12 protein-coding genes and 1 pseudogene are annotated in these 17,229 nt (G+C 75.1%); 7 read left to right on the top strand and 6 right to left on the bottom strand.

What is annotated here, in order from left to right:
* The first annotated feature begins 133 nt into the window (after positions 1 to 133).
* Genes AC2A1K_RS33080 through AC2A1K_RS33070 form a run of 3 tightly spaced genes read left to right on the top strand, consistent with a single transcriptional unit; the run spans position 134 to position 2,509 of the window.
* Positions 134 to 727, top strand: a complete 594-nt coding sequence (locus tag AC2A1K_RS33080; RefSeq protein ID WP_483900601.1) for a zinc-binding dehydrogenase — start codon at positions 134 to 136, stop codon at positions 725 to 727.
* Complete coding sequence (locus tag AC2A1K_RS33075) at positions 724 to 2,022, top strand: MFS transporter (RefSeq protein WP_483900600.1); 1,299 nt, start codon at positions 724 to 726, stop codon at positions 2,020 to 2,022. Before AC2A1K_RS33080 ends, AC2A1K_RS33075 begins: the two co-directional genes overlap by 4 nt.
* 55 nt (positions 2,023 to 2,077) lie before the next feature.
* Positions 2,078 to 2,509 (top strand): YccF domain-containing protein, encoded by a 432-nt coding sequence (locus AC2A1K_RS33070; RefSeq protein WP_483900604.1) that lies wholly within the window; start codon positions 2,078 to 2,080, stop codon positions 2,507 to 2,509.
* A gap of 67 nt (positions 2,510 to 2,576) precedes the next feature.
* Here AC2A1K_RS33070 and AC2A1K_RS33065 read toward each other — a convergent pair whose 3' ends face one another.
* From AC2A1K_RS33065 to AC2A1K_RS33045, 5 genes and pseudogenes are all read right to left on the bottom strand, one after another.
* A complete protein-coding gene (locus AC2A1K_RS33065; RefSeq protein WP_483900599.1) occupies positions 2,577 to 3,728 on the bottom strand; it encodes an RNA polymerase sigma factor in 1,152 nt (383 codons plus the stop codon).
* On the bottom strand, positions 3,715 to 4,134 hold the full coding sequence (locus tag AC2A1K_RS33060; RefSeq protein ID WP_483900598.1) for a YciI family protein: 420 nt from the start codon (positions 4,132 to 4,134) through the stop codon (positions 3,715 to 3,717). The genes AC2A1K_RS33065 and AC2A1K_RS33060 overlap by 14 nt, the downstream gene beginning before the upstream one ends.
* 101 nt (positions 4,135 to 4,235) lie before the next feature.
* Positions 4,236 to 4,703 (bottom strand): GNAT family N-acetyltransferase, encoded by a 468-nt coding sequence (locus AC2A1K_RS33055; protein WP_483900597.1) that lies wholly within the window; start codon positions 4,701 to 4,703, stop codon positions 4,236 to 4,238.
* A gap of 534 nt (positions 4,704 to 5,237) precedes the next feature.
* Positions 5,238 to 5,949 (bottom strand): annotated as a pseudogene (locus tag AC2A1K_RS33050) (LLM class flavin-dependent oxidoreductase).
* Between the two features lie 113 nt (positions 5,950 to 6,062).
* On the bottom strand, positions 6,063 to 7,775 hold the full coding sequence (locus tag AC2A1K_RS33045) for a DNA repair helicase XPB (RefSeq protein WP_483900596.1): 1,713 nt from the start codon (positions 7,773 to 7,775) through the stop codon (positions 6,063 to 6,065).
* A gap of 476 nt (positions 7,776 to 8,251) precedes the next feature.
* Here AC2A1K_RS33045 and AC2A1K_RS33040 point away from each other — a divergent pair, with 476 nt between their 5' ends.
* Genes AC2A1K_RS33040 through AC2A1K_RS33025 form a run of 4 tightly spaced genes read left to right on the top strand, consistent with a single transcriptional unit; the run spans position 8,252 to position 14,447 of the window.
* Positions 8,252 to 12,745 (top strand): sensor histidine kinase, encoded by a 4,494-nt coding sequence (locus AC2A1K_RS33040; RefSeq protein WP_483900595.1) that lies wholly within the window; start codon positions 8,252 to 8,254, stop codon positions 12,743 to 12,745.
* Entirely contained in the window at positions 12,742 to 13,164 is a 423-nt protein-coding gene (locus AC2A1K_RS33035) for a roadblock/LC7 domain-containing protein (protein ID WP_133825801.1), read from the top strand. The genes AC2A1K_RS33040 and AC2A1K_RS33035 overlap by 4 nt, the downstream gene beginning before the upstream one ends.
* A 22-nt stretch (positions 13,165 to 13,186) precedes the next feature.
* Positions 13,187 to 13,864 (top strand): DUF742 domain-containing protein, encoded by a 678-nt coding sequence (locus AC2A1K_RS33030; RefSeq protein ID WP_483900594.1) that lies wholly within the window; start codon positions 13,187 to 13,189, stop codon positions 13,862 to 13,864.
* Positions 13,845 to 14,447, top strand: coding sequence for a GTP-binding protein (locus tag AC2A1K_RS33025; RefSeq protein WP_483900593.1), 603 nt, complete (start codon positions 13,845 to 13,847; stop codon positions 14,445 to 14,447). Before AC2A1K_RS33030 ends, AC2A1K_RS33025 begins: the two co-directional genes overlap by 20 nt.
* A gap of 369 nt (positions 14,448 to 14,816) precedes the next feature.
* On the opposite strand, the gene AC2A1K_RS33020 is transcribed toward AC2A1K_RS33025, so the two are convergent.
* Positions 14,817 to 17,189 (bottom strand): helicase-associated domain-containing protein, encoded by a 2,373-nt coding sequence (locus AC2A1K_RS33020; RefSeq protein WP_483900592.1) that lies wholly within the window; start codon positions 17,187 to 17,189, stop codon positions 14,817 to 14,819.
* Positions 17,190 to 17,229: the final 40 nt, after the last annotated feature.

The following is a 17,229-nucleotide window of genomic DNA, read 5'->3' as shown; positions in this document are numbered from 1 at the left end:
GCGGTCGTTGGCGCCCTCCGACCACGGTGACAACACCCCCCAGATCATCAACGACAGGGGCACTCAGTCATGCCGTGGCCGGCGGCCTGCAAGCCCTCACCGGGCCTGATCAAGAAGGTAACGGGGCGAGCAGGTGCTCATCACGGGCCTCGGTCCGGTGGGGCTCGCGGCCGGGATGCCGGCCTCGGCCTGGGCTCGCCGTGGGTCGTCGGCAGCGACCCGTCACCCGACGGCCCCCCAGGGCGCGCGCTGGCCCGCGCCCTGGGGCGCCGTGGACGTCGCGGTCGAGGGCGAGGACGCCGAGCTGCACGACCTGCTCGGCGACGGCGCCGAGGTCACCGTCGACTGCTCGGGGGCCGGCGTCGCGCAGCTGACGGCCCTGCGCCACACGCGCCGCCACGGCCGCTGCGCGCTCGTCGGCGAGGGCGGGACACTGACCGTCGACGTCAGCGATGTCCTCATCCACCGCCAGCTCACCGTGCACGGCTGCTGGGTGGCACCGACCTGGCCGATGACCGAGCTGCTCGAGCTCCTCGCGCGGTGGGATCTGCACCCCGAGCGTGTGGTCACCGACCGGTTCGCGCTCGCCGACGCGGCGCGTGCGTACGAGGTCGCGGATGCCGGGGCGCGGGGCACGGTGGGGATCGTGCGCGCCGGAGCCTGTACCGACGGCGTTCGCTCGCCTACCGTGCGTGGCGTCGGGGGCGAGCGGAAGGAGCGCGGATGAGCCAGGTGTCCGATCCGACGAGCACCGAGCGACACCGGTTGCCCGTCCGGACGCTGGTCGCGGCCAGCATCGGCAACGCGATCGAGTGGTTCGACTGGACGATCTATGCGACGTTCGCGGTCTACTTCTCGTCGCAGTTCTTCGACAGGAGCTCGCCGACGCTCGCGCTGATCGGCACGACGAGCACCTACGCGCTCGCGTTCTTCTTCCGCCCGCTCGGCGGCATCCTGCTCGGGCGCCTCGCCGACGTGCGCGGACGGCGCTGGGCGATGCTCGTGACGATCCTGCTGATGGCGGGAGGGTCGTTCGTCATCGCGATCCTGCCGACCTACCAGGCGGTGGGCTGGCTGGCGCCGATCCTGCTGCTGCTCGCCCGGATCGCCCAGGGTCTGAGCCTCGGCGGGGAGGTCTCCAACGCCAGCGCCTACCTCGCCGAGATCGCGCCGGCGAGCCACCGCGGCCGGTACTCGAGCTTCTTCTACATCTCCACCGGCATCGCGCTGCTCGCTGCGAGCGTCCTGGGTCTGGTGCTGACGACCACGCTGTCCCGTCCCGATCTCGAGTCCTGGGGCTGGCGGATCGCGTTCCTCATCGGCGGCGTGCTCGGCCTGGTCGGGATGTGGCTGCGCCGGGCGCTGGCCGAGACCGAGCAGTTCGAGGAGAACCGCGAGCGCGCGAAGGCGGTGCGCAACCCGCTGCTGCTGACCCTGCGCGAGCACCCGAAGGCGGTGCTGCAGCTCTTCGGCTTCACGCTGCTCTCGACGCTGTGCTTCTACACGTTCTTCAGCGCGCTGACGCCGTACGCGGTGCAGTTCCGCGACGCCGCGGGCGGCGAGGTGTTCCTCGCGCTCTCGATCGGCACGATCGTCTTCATCGCGCTGCAGTACCCCATGGGCCACGCGGCCGACCGCTTCGGCCGGCGACCCCAGCTGCTCATCTGGTCGGCGCTGATGACGGTGATCACCGTGCCGTTGAGCCTGCTCATCACCGAGCGGCCGCCGCTGATCAATCTGATCATCGTGTTCACGGTCGGGCTCGGGCTCTACACGTTCATGTCGTCGATCGCTCCGGCGATCATGAGCGAGCTGTTCCCGACCGAGCTGCGCGCCCTGGGCATCGGCGCCTGGTACAACCTCACCGTCGCGCTGTTCGGTGGCACCGCGCCGCTGCTGATCTCGGCGCTGTCGAGCGCGGACCGGCCGCAGCTCTTCTTCTGGTACGTCTCGGGAGGCGCGCTCGTGGCGTTCCTGATCATCCTGACGCTGCCCGAGACCAAGGGCCGACAGCTCACCTAGCCCTCACACGGCGGACGTGTCGGGCGCGCGGTGGCACTCTGGAGCCATGGGCCTGCTGCGGACACTGCTCAACCTGGTGTGGCTGGTGCTGGCGGGCGTGTGGATGGCTCTCGGTTATCTCCTCGCCGGGATCATCTGCTGCATCCTCATCGTCACGATCCCGTGGGGGATCGCGTCGTTCCGGATCGCGCTGTTCGCGTTGTGGCCGTTCGGCAGCAGCATCGAGCGCCGGGCCGACGCCGGCGTGGGCTCGACGCTGGGCAACATCGTCTGGTTCGTCGTGGCCGGGTGGTGGCTCGCGATCGGGCACGTCGTCACCGCGATCCCGCTGGCGGTCAGCATCATCGGCATCCCGTTCGCGTGGGCGAACCTGAAGATGATCCCGGTGTCGCTCACCCCGCTGGGCCGGCGCATCGTCGACACCGACGACCCCCGCGGCTTCGGCGTCGACGGCCACCGCGCCGCGCCGCCGGTCGGCGCGCGCTGATCACCTCCGCACGGAGGTGGGCGGGGTCATGGCCCGGGACGGCCGCCGACGCCGAGGACCTCGCCGATCAGCTGGTGGAGCGCCACCGTCCCCGCACCCGCGCGGCCTCGCGCGTGAGGTGGTCGCGCTCGGGCACGCTCGCGGCGGCGCGGGCGGCCTCGGCGTAGAGGTCGGCCGCCCGGTCGAGGTCGCCGGCGTGCTCGTGGAGGTGCGCGGCCACCGCCGCGTACCGGGGCACGTCGGCGTCCACGGCAGCGAGGGCCGCGAGACCGGCCCCGGCGCCGTCGGCCTCGCCGAGCGCCACCGCGCGGTTGAGACGCACCACGGGGCTGTCGGTGATCGCCAGCAGCTCGTCGTACCAGCCGACGATCTGCGTCCAGTCGGTCTCGCCGGTGGTGGGGGCGTCCGCGTGCAGGGCGGCGATCGCGGCCTGCGCCTGGTACTGGCCCAGCCGGTCGCGGGCCAGCGCGGTCTGCAGGATCGCGACGCCCTCGGCGATCAGCACGGTGTCCCAGCGTGACCGGTCCTGCTCGGCGAGGGGGACCAGACGCCCGCCCGGCCCGGTGCGCGAGTCGCGGCGAGCGTGGTGCAGCAGCATGAGCGCGAGCAGCCCCGCGACCTCGGGCTCGTCGGTCAGCGCCGCGAGCTGGCGGGTGACGCGGATGGCCTCGGCGGCCAGGTCGAGATCGCCGCCGTAGCCCTCGTTGAACACCAGGTAGAGCACCCGGAGCACGGTCGCGAGGTCGCCGGGCCGGTCGAGCGGCAGCCCCGTGATCCGCTTCTTGGCCCGGCTGATGCGCTGAGCCATCGTCGCCTCGGGGACGAGGTAGGCGGCGGCGATCTGCCGGGTGGTCAGGCCGCCCACGGCGCGCAGGGTCAGCGCGGCCGCGGCGCTCGCCGGCAGCGTGGGGTGGGCGCACAGGAAATACAGGCGGAGGGTGTCGTCGGTGGCGGCGGCCGGGCCGGCGGGCGGCTCGGCGTCGACGGCGACCTCGCGCCCCCGTCGCGACGTCTCGGCGCGGGTGGCGTCGAGGAACTTGCGCCACGCGGCCTGGACCAGCCACCCCTTGGGGTCGCGGGGCGGGTCGTCGGGCCACGTCTCGAGGGCCCGGATCAGGGCCTCCTGCACGGCGTCCTCGGCCGACGCGAAGTCCGCGCCGCGCCGGCCGAGGACCGCGATGACCGCGGGGACGAGGTCGCGCAGCTCAGCTGGGGTCAACGAACTTCCCCGGCGCCGCGGTGAGGAACGGCCGGACCTCGAGCCACTCGGCGATCGGCTCGCCGCCGGCTCCGGGCGCGGCGGACAGCTCGCCGGCGAGCTCGAGCGCCCGGTCCCAGGACTCCACGTCGATGATCATCCAGCCGGCGATGAGGTCCTTGGTCTCGGCGAACGGGCCGTCGGTGACCGGCGGCCTGCCCTCGCCGTCGAAGCGCACGAATGCGCCCTCGGCCGAGAGCGCCTGGCTGTCGACGAACTCGCCGGTGTCCCGCAGGCGGTGGGCGAAGTCCGACATGTACTGCATGTGCGCGTCGACCTCGTCGGGCCTCCAGCGGTCCATCGGCGTGTAGTCCATCCCCGGGTGCCCCGGGCCGCCCTGGTAGTGCTTGAGGATCAGGTACCTCATGGTCGTTCTCCTCCGTCGTGACTGCGGCTCGTACCCCGGGGACGGAGCGGTGACCGGATTCTCGACAGCTTCCCCTCACGAACCCTGGAGATGTCGCGCGGTCATGGCCGTGGAGCGAGGTCGAGCAGCATCCGGACCGCCGGGCCGAAACGCGTCGGCGCCTCGCCGACCGTGTGGAACCCGCAGCGGGCGTAGAACGCCTCGGCGCGCGGGTTGGCCGTGACGACCAGCCGCGCGGCGCCCCCGTCACGGGCACGCCGCGCGGCGTCCTCGACGAGCCGGGCGCCGATGCCGCGGCGCATGAGGGCGGGGCGGACGAACAGCGCGTCGAGCTCGGCGTCGCCGTCGGGCAGCGCCAGCACGGTGGCGAAGCCGGTGACGACGTCGTCGACCTCGTGCACCCTGACGCGCCCGCCCCGCACGTCGCGCAGCGGCACCTCGATCGCGTCGGGGTGGGCGAGCAGGTCGTCGCGGTGGTCGGGCCAGATCAGCGACGCCTCGCGTATGAGGTCCTCCAGCGCGGGAACCTCGTCGACGCGGGCCTCCCGCACGCGTCCTTCTCCGGTCATCTCGCCTCCTGTGGTCCTGCGGCGATCGTGCGCGTGCTGTCGAGCAGGTTGAGCGCCGGCGACGGGCGCCGTCCGAGCCCGGCGCAGGTCGCCGATCCGCGGCGTTCGACCGGCGCCACAGGAAGGCGGTGGTCGGAGAAAGGTCACCCGAGAGCTCGGCGACCCTGTCCCGGTCGAGCCGTGACGCCGAGGCCTGCCCGGGCAAGGACACGATCAGCACCTTCCGCAGCTCGATCCGCCGATGACCATGCCGAACGTGCCGCTCGCGGAAGAGGCCGGCGAGCGGCACCTCCCGTCGGCGGACGCGCTTTTCGATCATGCGTGCCGGGCCGGTCGCGCGAGCGCCTCACCGGTCAGCGTTCCGGCGAAAGGTGACCCTCGCCGGTCTATTCGAGCGAAGGGGCCCTTCGGGCGGAACCGGCGGGCGCCTTTGCGGTACGACTGAGGCCGTGGGGAGCACGCTCGCGGAGCGGTACCGTCGGTTCGGCGAGGACGTCGCCGCGGTGTCGCCGCTGTCGGCCTGAGCGAACGTCCTCAGCCGACGGGCGCGGACGGCAGGGACGGCTGGGACGGCAGGGACGGCACGACCAGCTCGTCGGCGACCCACCGAGCCACGCCCGCGGGCCACGGCGCCGGCAGCCCGAGGACGACGTGGGTGAAGCCGGCGTCGAGCGCCTCGCGGATCGCCGCGCGGGTGGCGGCGGGGTCGTCGTAGGAGACCGGCAGGTGGATGGAGCGGGTGATCGCGGCGCGGCCCGCCGATGAGGATCGGTGGGTGCGGGCGCTGGACCGGCTTCGGGTTGCCGAAGGCGCCGGTGAGCTGCACGTGCTCGCCGTGGAAGCCGAAGGGTGCGTCCTCGGTCCAGAGTCGCGTGATCACCGTGCAGGCCTCGTCGAGCGCCACCACCGAGTCCCCGAAGTCGTGGTAGGGCAGGCCGCGCGCGTCGTACTCGCGGCGCGCCCACGGGATGCTCGGGCGCGAACCGGCGCCGATGCCGAGGTCGAGCCGCCCGCCGGACACGAGGTCGACCGTCGTCGCGATCTTCGCGAGCACGGCCGGGGGCCGGAACCGGTTACTCGTCACGAGCAGCCCGAGGCGCAGCCGCCGGGTCTGCGCGGCCATCGCCGACAGCAGCGTCCAGCCCTCGAGGATCGGGTCCTCGGGGTCGGCGTCCCCGATCGGCTTGAGGTGATCGAGCAGCCACACGTGGTCGATCTCGGTGATCGCATCGGCCTCGCGCCACACGCCAGGTCGAGGCGTGCGCGGTGGCCGGTGAGCAGGCGCTGGAGCGGCCCGTCCGACGACCGCTACGACGCGCGTCGCATGGTCGGCGTGTTCCTCGACGGACTGCGTGCCGGCTAGGTCGAGGGGTCGGGTCGCTCGGACTCCGGCTCGTCCTCGGCCTCGGTGCCCGGGATCGCCGGGCCGAGCAGGTCGTCGGCGTCGACGATCCGGTAGGCGTAGCCCTGCTCGGCGAGGAAGCGCTGGCGGTGGGCGGCGTACTCCGCGTCCACCGAGTCGCGCGCGACCACCGAGTAGAAGTGCGCCTGGCGCCCGTCGCCCTTGGGGCGCAGGAGACGACCGAGGCGCTGGGCTTCCTCCTGACGCGAGCCGAACGTGCCCGACACCTGGATCGCGACCGAGGCCTCGGGCAGGTCGATCGAGAAGTTCGCGACCTTGGAGACCACCAGCACCGGGATCTCCCCGCGCCGGAACCGGTCGAAGAGGACCTCGCGCTCCTTGTTCCTCGTCGAGCCCTGGATCACCGGGGCGTCGAGCGCGACGCCGAGCTCGTCGAGCTGGTCGAGGTAGGCGCCGATGACCAGCGCCGGCTCGCCCTCGTGGCGCGCGAGGATGCTGCGGACGACCGGGATCTTCGTCTTCGCGCAGGCGCAGAGCCGGTAGCGCTCCTCGGCCTCGGCGGTGGCGTAGATGATCCGCTCGTTGTCGGTCATCGTGACGCGGACCTCGACGCAGTCGGCCGGCGCCACCCAGCCCTGGGCCTCGATGTCGCGCCACGGGGCGTCGTAGCGCTTCGGGCCGATGAGCGAGAAGACGTCGCCCTCGCGACCGTCCTCGCGCACGAGCGTCGCGGTCAGGCCGAGGCGCCGTCGCGACTGCAGGTCGGAGGTCATGCGGAACACCGGCGCGGGTAGCAGGTGGACCTCGTCGTAGATGATCAGACCCCAGTCGCGGGTGTCGAACAGCTCGAGCGCCCGGAACTCGCCCTTCGTCTTGCGGGTCATCACCTGGTAGGTCGCGATGGTGACCGGGCGGATCTCCTTGCGCTCGCCGGAGTACTCGCCGACCTCGTCCTCGGTCAGCGAGGTGCGCGCCACGAGCTCGCGCTTCCACTGGCGCCCGGCGACGGTGTTGGTGACGAGGATCAGCGTCGTCGCGCCGGCCTTGGCCATCGCCGCGGCGCCGACGAGCGTCTTGCCCGCCCCGCAGGGCAGCACGACGACCCCGGACCCGCCGTGCCAGAAGCCTTCGACGGCCTCGGCCTGGTAGTCGCGCAGCTGCCAGTCGGACTGGTCGAGCTCGATCGGGTGCGCCTCGCCGTCGACGTAGCCCGCGAGGTCCTCGGCGGGCCAGCCGACCTTGAGCAGCGCCTGCTTGAGGCGCCCGCGCTCCGACGGGTGCACCGCGACGGTGTCGTCGTCGATGCGCTCGCCGAGCATCGGGGTGATCTTCTTGTTGCGCAGGACCTCCTCGAGCACGGCACGGTCGTTCGACAGCATGACCAGGCCGTGCACGGGGGAGTTCGTCAGCTGCAGGCGCCCGTAGCGGCCCATGGTGTCGACGACGTCGACGAGCAGGGCCTGCGGGACCGCGTAGCGGGAGTACTGGACGAGCGCGTCGACGACCTGCTCGGCGTCGTGGCCCGCGGCGCGCGCGTTCCACAGCGCGAGCGGCGTCACCCGGTAGGTGTGGACGTGCTCGGGGGCGCGCTCGAGCTCGGCGAACGGCGCGATGGCCTGACGAGCGGCCGGGGCCGCCTCGTGGTCGACCTCGAGCAGCAGGGTCTTGTCGGACTGGACGATGAGCGGTCCGTTGCCGGGCTGACTCAACCTCTCGACCTCCGGGCACGTCGGCGGGTGGTCCGTCCCATTCTCCTCCTGGGGGCCGACACACCGTCGGGCGGAGCAGGGACGCCGCTCGGGGAGCGCTGCAGGCGGGCCGGACATTCCCGGTCACCGGACGGCTACAGTGGGCCCGCTCGACCCCGTCCTGGAGGAGTGACCACCGACCCGCCCGAGCTCACACGCGTTCTCGCCCGAGCTCGCCCGCTGCGATGTCCCACCGGACGCCGCGCCGACCGCACTGGACGCCTGACCACACTGATGCGCCCGCTCGCCCTGCTCCCCGATCGTCGGACCGACGTGTCTCCGCGAGGCCGCACGGTGTCACCCACGTGCCACCCCGCGAACCGGACGGCCGCGACCATAGCCCATCCCTGGTCACCGAGCGTCGACCAGGGACGCCCTCGGCGCGGGGCGGCGCCCGGCGAAGTCCGATCGACCGGCGGAACCGGGAGGACCCGTCCGTGACCACCCCTGAGCGAGCACCCGAGCGAACGCCCGTGCGGTACCACGATCCGCACGACGGCCGCCCGGGTCCGGACGACCGCTCCGGCGGCGACTGGACCGAGCGGCTGGCCCTGCGCAACTGGAGCCTGCCGGTCAAGCTGACCGCGGTCCTGCTGGTGCCGACGATCTTCGTGCTGACCCTCGGTGTGCTGCGCATCGTCGAGCAGACGCAGGAGGCGGCGTCCTACGACAGCGTCCAGCAGGCCGTGGCCCTGGAGGACGGCACGTCGCGTGTGCTCGGCGACCTCGCCGACGAGCGGTCGGCGGCGGCGGTCTACGTCGCCGCGAACCGCGCCGGCGGCTCCGGGCCCGTCGAGCAGCGCATCGAGGCCACCCGCGACGCGACCTCCGAGCTGCGCCGCTCCGCCGGCGCGGCCGACTCGCTCGACCAGCAGACGATCACGGCGTTCGACCAGGCCGACGACGAGATCGACCAGCTCGACCGGCTGCGCGACGACGTCATCGACGGCCGCGTCGACGCCGCCGGCGCGATCGCCCGCTACACCGAGACGATCGACACCCTCGAGGTGTTCGACCGCTCGCTCTCGCGCGAGGCCGCCGACCCGAGCGTCGCCGGGCTCTCCTCCGGGCTCTACTCGCTCTCGGTGGTGCGCGAGGAGGACGCCTACGTCCAGGCCGTCGTCGCCGCCGGCATCGCCGCGGGCCGTATCGACGCGCCGTCGATCGACCAGGCGCGCAACGCGACGCTGCGCCGTTCCATCGCCGTGGACGACTTCCGCTCGGCGGTCGGCACCGACAACGCCGCGCTCGCCGACGCCGTCGTCGGCCCCGACGTCGACAACCGCGACCTGCTGGCGCAGGTCGTGCTCGGACGGGGTGCGGCGGGCCTCCCGCTGCAGGTCGCGGGCCCGGACTGGGAGCGCGCGTCCACCGCGGTCGAGGACCGTGTCGCCGCGACCTCCGAGCAGCTGCGCGGCCAGCTCCAGGGGCAGGCGGGCTCGCTGCAGGCCGCCGCGCGCAACGACGCCGGCATCTCGTCGGTGATCCTGCTGCTGGCCCTGATGGCCGGCGCGGCGGTGGTCTTCTTCGTCACCCGCTCGCTGCTGCGCCCGCTGCGCCTGCTGCGGCGCACCGCGCTCGACGTCGCCGAGCGGCGCCTGCCGCAGGCGGTGAAGAGCCTGCGCGAGGGCGAGACGCCCGACACCACGATCGTCCCGACGCCGATCAACACGCGCGAGGAGATCGGGCAGGTCGCCCGCGCGTTCGACCAGGTGCACGAGCAGGCGGTCCGGCTGGCCGCCGAGCAGGCCGGCCTGCGGTCGGCGTTCAACTCGATCTTCGTCAACCTGTCGCGCCGCTCCCAGGCGCTGGTCGAGCGCCAGCTGCGGCTCATCGAGCAGCTGGAGAACTCCGAGGAGGACCCGGAGGCGCTCTCCAACCTCTTCCAGCTCGACCACCTCGCGACGCGCATGCGCCGCAACTCCGAGAACCTGCTGGTGCTCTCGGGCACCGACCTGTCGCGGCGTGGCAGCCGGCCGGTGCCGCTGGTCGACGTGCTGCGCGCCGCCGCGTCGGAGGTCGAGCAGTACCAGCGCATCGACCTCGCCCCGCCGCCCCAGGCCCAGCTGCTGGGCCGCACGGCGAGCGACGTCGTGCACCTCGTGGCCGAGCTGCTCGAGAACGCCACCACGTTCTCCGCCCCCGACACCCGCGTGCGGGTGCAGGCGACGCAGAACGGCGACGGCTCGGTGCTCGTCGAGATCCTCGACTCCGGCGTCGGCATGAGCGAGGAGGACCTGCACGAGGCCAACGTGCGGCTCGACTCGCCGCCGACCGTCGACGTGTCGGCGTCCCGGCGCATGGGCCTGTTCGTGGTCGGGCGCCTCGCGACCCGCCACGGCATCACCGTCGAGCTGCGCAACCGCGACGACGGCGGCGTCGCCGCGACGGCGCTCGTCCCGGCGACCGCGGTACTGGCGGGCACGACCGACGGCCGGCCCGCGGTCGGTGCCGCCGGTGCTCGCCGCCCCGACGGCCCGAACGGTCCTGTCGACGGCGCCACGAACGGCGTGCCCGAGCAGGCGCGCGGCGGCGCGCCCGGCCTCCCGCAGCGGGAGCGGCGGGCCGTGGGCGCGCCTGGGTCGTTCTTCGCGCCCGGCGTGGATCCGGAGCGGGAGCAGGGTCGTCCGGCGCCCGACAACGGCTCGGAACGGCGGCCGCTGCTGCCGCGCCGCGGGCCGTCGAACGGCGCACCGGGCACCAACGGGCACGGGACGAACGGGCACGCGGGTCCTGGTGGGCACGGCGTCGCCGGTGATCGGGGTGGATCCGGGCGTCCGGCCGGTCCCGGTGGTCCTGGTGGGCCTCCTCCCGGGCCGCCGCCGGAGCGCGCCCCCGAGCGCGAGCCTGCCGACGAGGTCGAGGACGCCTACGACGCCTACGACGCCTCCGACGACGAGCAGGACGACACCGACGACCGCGTGGCCAAGGTCGGCGACGAGGTCGTCGACGAGGAGCCCGAGCAGGAGGCGGAGCAGGGCCGTCACGGCTTCGTGGGCGGTGCGGCCGCCGCGGGCAGTGCCGCGGCGCTGATCGGTGCGGCCGCCGCGCGCCGGCGCAGCCGCCGCCCCGAGGAGCCCGGCGAGGACGTGCCCGCGGGCGACGCTGCGAACGAGCAGGCCGAGCAGGCCGCGCCGCAGGAGCCCGAGGGCGCCGAGGAGCCCGCCGACGGTCAGCCGCACGGTCAACCCCAGGACCAGCCGCAGGGTCAGCCGCACGGTCAGCCCCAGGGGCAGCGGCAGGGCCACCAGCAGGGCCCGCCGCACGGTCCGCTGCCGGGCCGTCCCGGTCAGCCGGGCGGTCCCGGCGGACCCGGTGCGCCCACGGGTGCCGGTGGCTTCGGCGGTGGCGGCGGTGCGCCGGCTCCCGGCGCGCCCGGCCGGCCGAGCGGCCCGGTGTGGGGTCCGCCGCCGCCCGGTGGTCCCGGTCAGGCGCCGCCCCCCGGGTGGCGGGGTGCTCCGCCCGGGCGCGGTCCGGCCGGTCCGGGCGGCCCGTACGGTCCGCCGCCTCCCGGTGCCCCGCCGCGCCGGCCCGCCGATGGCCCGCCCATGTGGAACGGCGCGCCCGTCGTGCCGCCGCCGCTGCCCGCGTCCGGCGAGGAGCCGGCGCAGGAGCTCGAGGGCGCCGAGGTCCCCGAGGACGTCGTCGAGGGCCAGGAGGCGCACGACGAGGCTCTGGCGCGCGCCGAGCAGGTCGACGACGGCGCCGCTGAGGAGGTCCCCGCCGAGCCGGAGACCCCGGCCGCGGAGACCCCGGCCGCGGAGACCCCGGCCGCGGAGACGCCGCCGACCCGGCGGGGCATGCTCCCGCTGCGTCCGCGCGTGGTGCGCCCGCAGGCGCGCCCGGCGTGGCAGGAGGGCTCGCCGGAGGCGGCGGAGTCCGCGGAGTCCGCGGGGGCTTCGGGGTCGCCGGTGGCGCCGGCCGGTGCGGCGCCGGACGAGGTGGTGCCCGCCGTCTCGGAGGTCCCCGCCGTCGACCAACCCGTCGCGAGCGCCCCGCCGCCGTCCCCCGAATCGGCTCCCGAGGCTGTCGAGGCCCCGGAGCAGGTGTCGGCGCCGGGGTCGGCGACGGAGCAGGGCGAGCCGCGCGGGATGCGGCCGTCGAGCCGGCGTCTCCCACCACCTGACACGACGTTCTCCCCGGGGATGGCACCGCGTCTGCGTCCGCGCCGCACGACCGGCCAGGCGGACGCGCAGGCACCCGAGGCCCCCGCGCCCGTCGAGCAGGAGGCTGTGGCGCCCGCCGAGCCGGTGGCTCCTCCCGAGCCGCCGGCCGCGGACGAGCCGCCCCGCCCCGCCGCAGGCCCGCAGGCCCCCGGTGGCCTCCCGCGGCGCGGCGCGGCGCAGACCCCGCCCGGTCCGCCGGTGCCCGGGGGCAGCGCGCCGGACCGTCTCTTCGACCCGACGCCGCCGTCCGAGGGCAACGGGCACACCCGCAACGGCGGCCACGGCGCCCCCGCGCGGGCGGTGCCGGAGCGGCTGCCCGGCCGAGCCGGGCGCCCGCAGCGGGAGCGCACGCCGATCTACGACGAGGTCGCGTCCGCGTGGTTCCGCGAGGCCCCGCCGGCCGCCGGGCCGGACGAGGCCGAGTGGGCGTCGACGTCGGGCGACGAGGGCTGGCGCGCCGCCGCGGCCAGCGCCGACGCCCTCGACGCCGGTGTCAGTGCGGGCGGCACGACGGAGTCGGGTCTGCCGAAGCGCCGGCCCCGCGCCCAGCTCGTGCCCGGGGCCGCGCGCTCCGGCGCGGCCGGCGCGCCGGGCGACCGGCCGGCGGGGCCCGCGATCCCGCGGCGCAGTGCCGACGCGATCCGGGGCCGTCTCGCGAGCTATCAGCAGGGTGTGGCCGACGGGCGGTCCACCCGACGTGACCGGCCGGGGGACACCGCGGGCGAGCAGCAGGACGCTCGCCCCGGGGATGAGGAGGAGCAGTGACCGGAGCCCAGTCGCAGCCGAGCCGCTTCGGCTGGTTGGTCTCGAACTTCGCCGAGCGGGTGCCGGGGGTGGCGCACGCGGTCGTGGTGTCGGCCGACGGGCTGCTGCTCACCGCGTCGAACCGCCTGCCGCGCGACCGCGCCGACCAGCTGGCCGCGGTGGCGTCCGGCCTCATCAGCCTCACGCAGGGCGCAGCGCGCTGCTTCGAGGCCGGCGAGGTCGTGCAGACCGTGGTGGAGATGGAGCGGGGCATCGTCCTGCTCATGTCGATCAGTGACGGGTCGTGCCTCGCGACGCTCGCCGCCCCGAACTGCGACATCGGCCTGGTCGGCTACGAGATGACCTTGTTGGTCGATCGGGTCGGGCAGCTGCTGACCCCCGAGCTCCGCGCCGAGCTTCAGGGGTCGGCGGTGCGATGACGTCACAAGGGGGTGACGACCGGTGAGCGATGACCCCGGCGAGTCCTTCGCCGACGTCCTCAACGGCATCAGCGGGGGACCGAAGACGCCGCGCGGCGAACGCCGCGGGCTCTTCCGGCGACGCCGCAGCGCCGAGGAGCACCCGGTCCCGTCGGAACCCGCCGCTCCGACGGGTGACGAGGTGGGCCCGCCGAGCGACGGCACCGTCGCCCCCCACGGCTACCTGTACGGGCAGGACGTGCCCGACGGCGCGCACGCCATGGCATCCGGGGAGCAGCAGACCGCGCCCTACGGTGTCCCGCAGGCCGGACCCCCGCGGCACGAGCTCCCCGAACCCGAGCCACCGGCCGAGCGCGCCGACGAGGTCGCGATCGTGCGCCCCTACGCCTGGACCGGCGGCCGGACCCGCCCGGTCTACGACCTGGCCGTCGAGACCCTGGTCTCGGTCGGCTCCGCGGGCCGCGAGCTGTCGCGGATCCCCAAGTACGAGCACCGCGCCGTGGCGGAGCTGTGTCGCGAGCCCCGGTCCGTCGCGGAGGTGGCGGCGTTGCTGACGCTGCCGCTCGGCGTGGCCCGGGTGGTCATCGGCGACATGGCGTCGCAGGGCACCGTCGTGGTGCACCAGACCGCCTCGACCTCGGGCGACGTCCCGGACCTGGCGTTGATGGAAAGGGTGTTGAGTGGACTACGACGGCTCTGACGCAGGGGGCGCCGAGCCGGTCCCGACCACCACCTCAGCCAAGATCGTCGTGGCCGGGGGGTTCGGGGTCGGCAAGACCACGTTCGTGGGCTCGGTCTCGGAGATCGACCCGTTGACCACCGAGGCCGTGATGACCGACGCCAGCTCCGGCGTCGACGACCTCTCGGCGGTGCCGAACAAGCGCACCACCACGGTGGCCATGGACTTCGGCCGCGTCTCGCTCGACTCCGACCTGATCCTCTATCTGTTCGGCACGCCCGGGCAGGACCGGTTCTGGTTCATGTGGGACGACCTCGTGCGCGGCGCGATCGGCGCGGTCGTGCTCGCGGACACCCGGCGGCTCGCCGACTGCTTCGCCGCGGTCGACTTCTTCGAGGACCGTCGCCTGCCCTACGTGCTCGGCGTGAACTGCTTCGACGGCGTCCTGCGCCACGAGCTCGAGGATGTCCGCGAGGCGCTCGCGATCGACCCGGCGGTGCCGATCCTGACCGTCGACGCCCGCGACCGGGAGTCGACGAAGCAGGCGCTCATCGCGCTCGTGGAGCACGCGATGCAGGTCTGGGCGGTCGGCGCCCGGGCCTAGCGGGGTTGTCGCAGCGAACGTGCTGTTCGCTGCTTCTATGCGCGCGAACTCCGCGTTCGTGCGCGCTGCCGCTGGTCGCCGACGCGGATCACCCGGTGATCAACGGGGACTTCGAACGCCTAGAAGCAGCGAACAGCACGTTCGCTGCGACACGTCGGCGGGCGGCGGGCATGCGGACCGTGCGGCGCGGGCGTCCGAGCGATCGCGAGCGTCCGGGGAGATCACGAGCGCCTCGTGCACCTCCGTGGGCGCCACCGGCTGCACCACGCTCTCCTGATCACCGCCCGCAGGCGCGCCCGCAGCGATCAACGGGGAGTTCGGGCGCCTAGAAGCAGCGAACAGCACGTTCGCTGCGAAACCGCTCGCCGCTCAGCGGTCCGCGAGCACGCTCACCGAGGTGATCCGGTGCAGCGCGAAGGACAGCGGGGTCGCGCCGACCGTGGGGCCGGTGGTCTCGCCGCGGTCCTCCCCGTCGTCCTCGAAGCCCTCGAGCACGCCGCCGCCGACGCGCAGCGGGCGCACGACGCGCTGGGACGCGGTGCCGTGCGCGTCGACGTACCCGATCCACACGCTGCGTCCGGTGCGCGCGGCCTCGGCGAGGACGGCGACGGTGGCCGAGGTCGCCGCGCGCCCCGCACCCGCACCGGTCGCGCGACCCCGGGAGGCGGTGGCGGCGCGGTCGCCGGCGCGGAGCTGAGCGACGAGCGCGGTGACCTGGTCCTCGGAGAGCGACGGCGTGGTGCCGACGGCGCGCTCGGGACGCTTCGCGGGCGTCCGGCGTCCCCGGGGGCGCATGTCGAGCACGCCGCCGACCTCGTCCTCGGCGACCGGCGACAGCCCGGCGGCCCGCAGCGCCTCGAGGACCTCGACCAGCGGCTGCGGGCTGACGAGCACGGTCGGCGCGATCCGGCGCAGCTGGAGGCGCTCGGCCTCGGGGTGCACCATGACCTCGGCGACCAGCGCCTCGTCCTCCGAGCGCAGGAAGGACGCCGCCGCTCCGCCGCGCAGGCGTCCGTGGCGGCGGGCGACGTCGTCGACGAGGTACGTCAGGCCCTGGGGCACCGGGGTGGCCGAGCGCGTCGAGAACAGGTCGTGCAGGTCGGCCGCGGTCTGCCCGAGGTCGAGCGCGCGGCGCACCGAGGCCTCGCTGATCCGGTAGACGGTGGCGCTGCCGGAGGACTCGACGTCGGCGACGCGGTCGAGCGCGGCGGCCAGCTCCGGCTCGAGCCGGCCGGGCGCGACCGCGGTGAGGTCGGCCTGCAGGAGCACGTGGTCGACGGGCTCGGGCAGCGCGCGGCGCAGCGCCGCGGCGGCGGCCGCGTCCGGGTCGTCGCCCGGGCCGCGCGCCGGGACGAGCAGCTCGCGGGTCGCCGAGGTGATCGCGTCGTGGGCGACCAGCCCCATCGTCGTCGCCTCGCGCAGCACCGTGCGGACCATCTCGTCGCGCTGGCGCCCGCCCTTGCGCGGTGCGCGCCAGGCCAGGGACGCGACGAGGTCGTCGGTGCTCGGCGGGCCCTCGCCGTCGGCGAACTCGCGCAGGCGGTCGAGCACACGGCGGCGCAGCGCCGGCGCCCAGGGCCGTCGGGCCTCGTCGGAGAGCGGGCCGATGAGCTTGTCGCCGACGTCGCGCGCCCCGACCAGCGACGGCGCGCGGGGCGTGTCGAGCCAGCCGCGGGCGAGCATCACCCAGCGCACGTCGGGGCCCGCGGCGAACCAGCGGTCGACGGTGACGGTCGGCGTCCACGCCGGGGCCCCACGCCCGTTCTCCGGGCCCTCGGACACGGCGACGAGCCCCGCCCCGGCGAGCACCTCCACCAGCAGCGCCGCGTCCGCCTCGCTCTGCCCGAGCTCGCGGGCGACGCGGCGCAGGTCGCGCACCCCGAGCCCGCCGGAGCGCAGCACCGCGGGCGGCGCGTCCGACCACGACGCCAGCACGACCTCCGCGCGGCGCACCAGCTCGAGGATCTCTCCGGCGGCGGTGGCGTCGACGTCGGCGGGGGCCCGCACGCGCGGCGCCGGCATGGGGTCGGTGAGGGCGACGTCGCCGAGCGGGCGGTCGCCCCGGACCCCGAGGGCGGCCTCGCGGGTGAGCTCGACGGTCTCCTGGTCGACGCGCAGCAGCAGGCCCGCGGCGAGCAGCCGCCCCACCGGGCCGTCGTCGGGACCCTGGGCGCGGCTGCGGCCGATCGGGCCGTCGGCGGAGAGGGCCTCGACGACCGCGCGCTCGTCGGCGGGCAGCGCGTCGACGACGGCGGCGGGGTCGTCGGCGGTGGCGATCGCGCAGAACTCCGGCGCCGGGCGACCCAGCCCGCCCGGGTAGCGCACCGAGACGTCGCGCAGCGCCGGCACCGCCCGCAGACCCGTGCGCGCAGAGGGGTCGGCCGCCGCGAGCTCCGGGTCCAGCGTGGAGCCGTCGGGCCAGCACAGCGCGCGGCTCTCGAGGTCCGCGAGCGCGGCCCCGCCGGCCTGCGCGCGGTCGGGACCGAGGAGCGCGAGGACGTCGCCCGCGGCCACGGCGGCCTCGTCGGCACGCAGCACGAGCAGCGCGTCGACCACCTGGAGGGTGAACGCGTCGAGGTCCTCGCACGCGCGCCCGACCGACATCCGCACGCTCGCGCGGGTGGCCACCACGCCGGTGTCGGCGGGGGCGGGCAGGGCGAGATCCGGGCGGGCGCGCAGCAGCGCGCCCAGGGTGTCGTCGTCCTGGGCACGCAGGTGCTCGAGGAGGGTCCGGCCGGACATCACGTCCCACGGTAGTCGGGGTCGGGCGCGCCCACCCCCG

This window comes from Actinomycetospora sp. 2LY8.5 (assembly GCF_057180585.1).
This window is presented reverse-complemented; position numbering and strand designations above follow the sequence as displayed.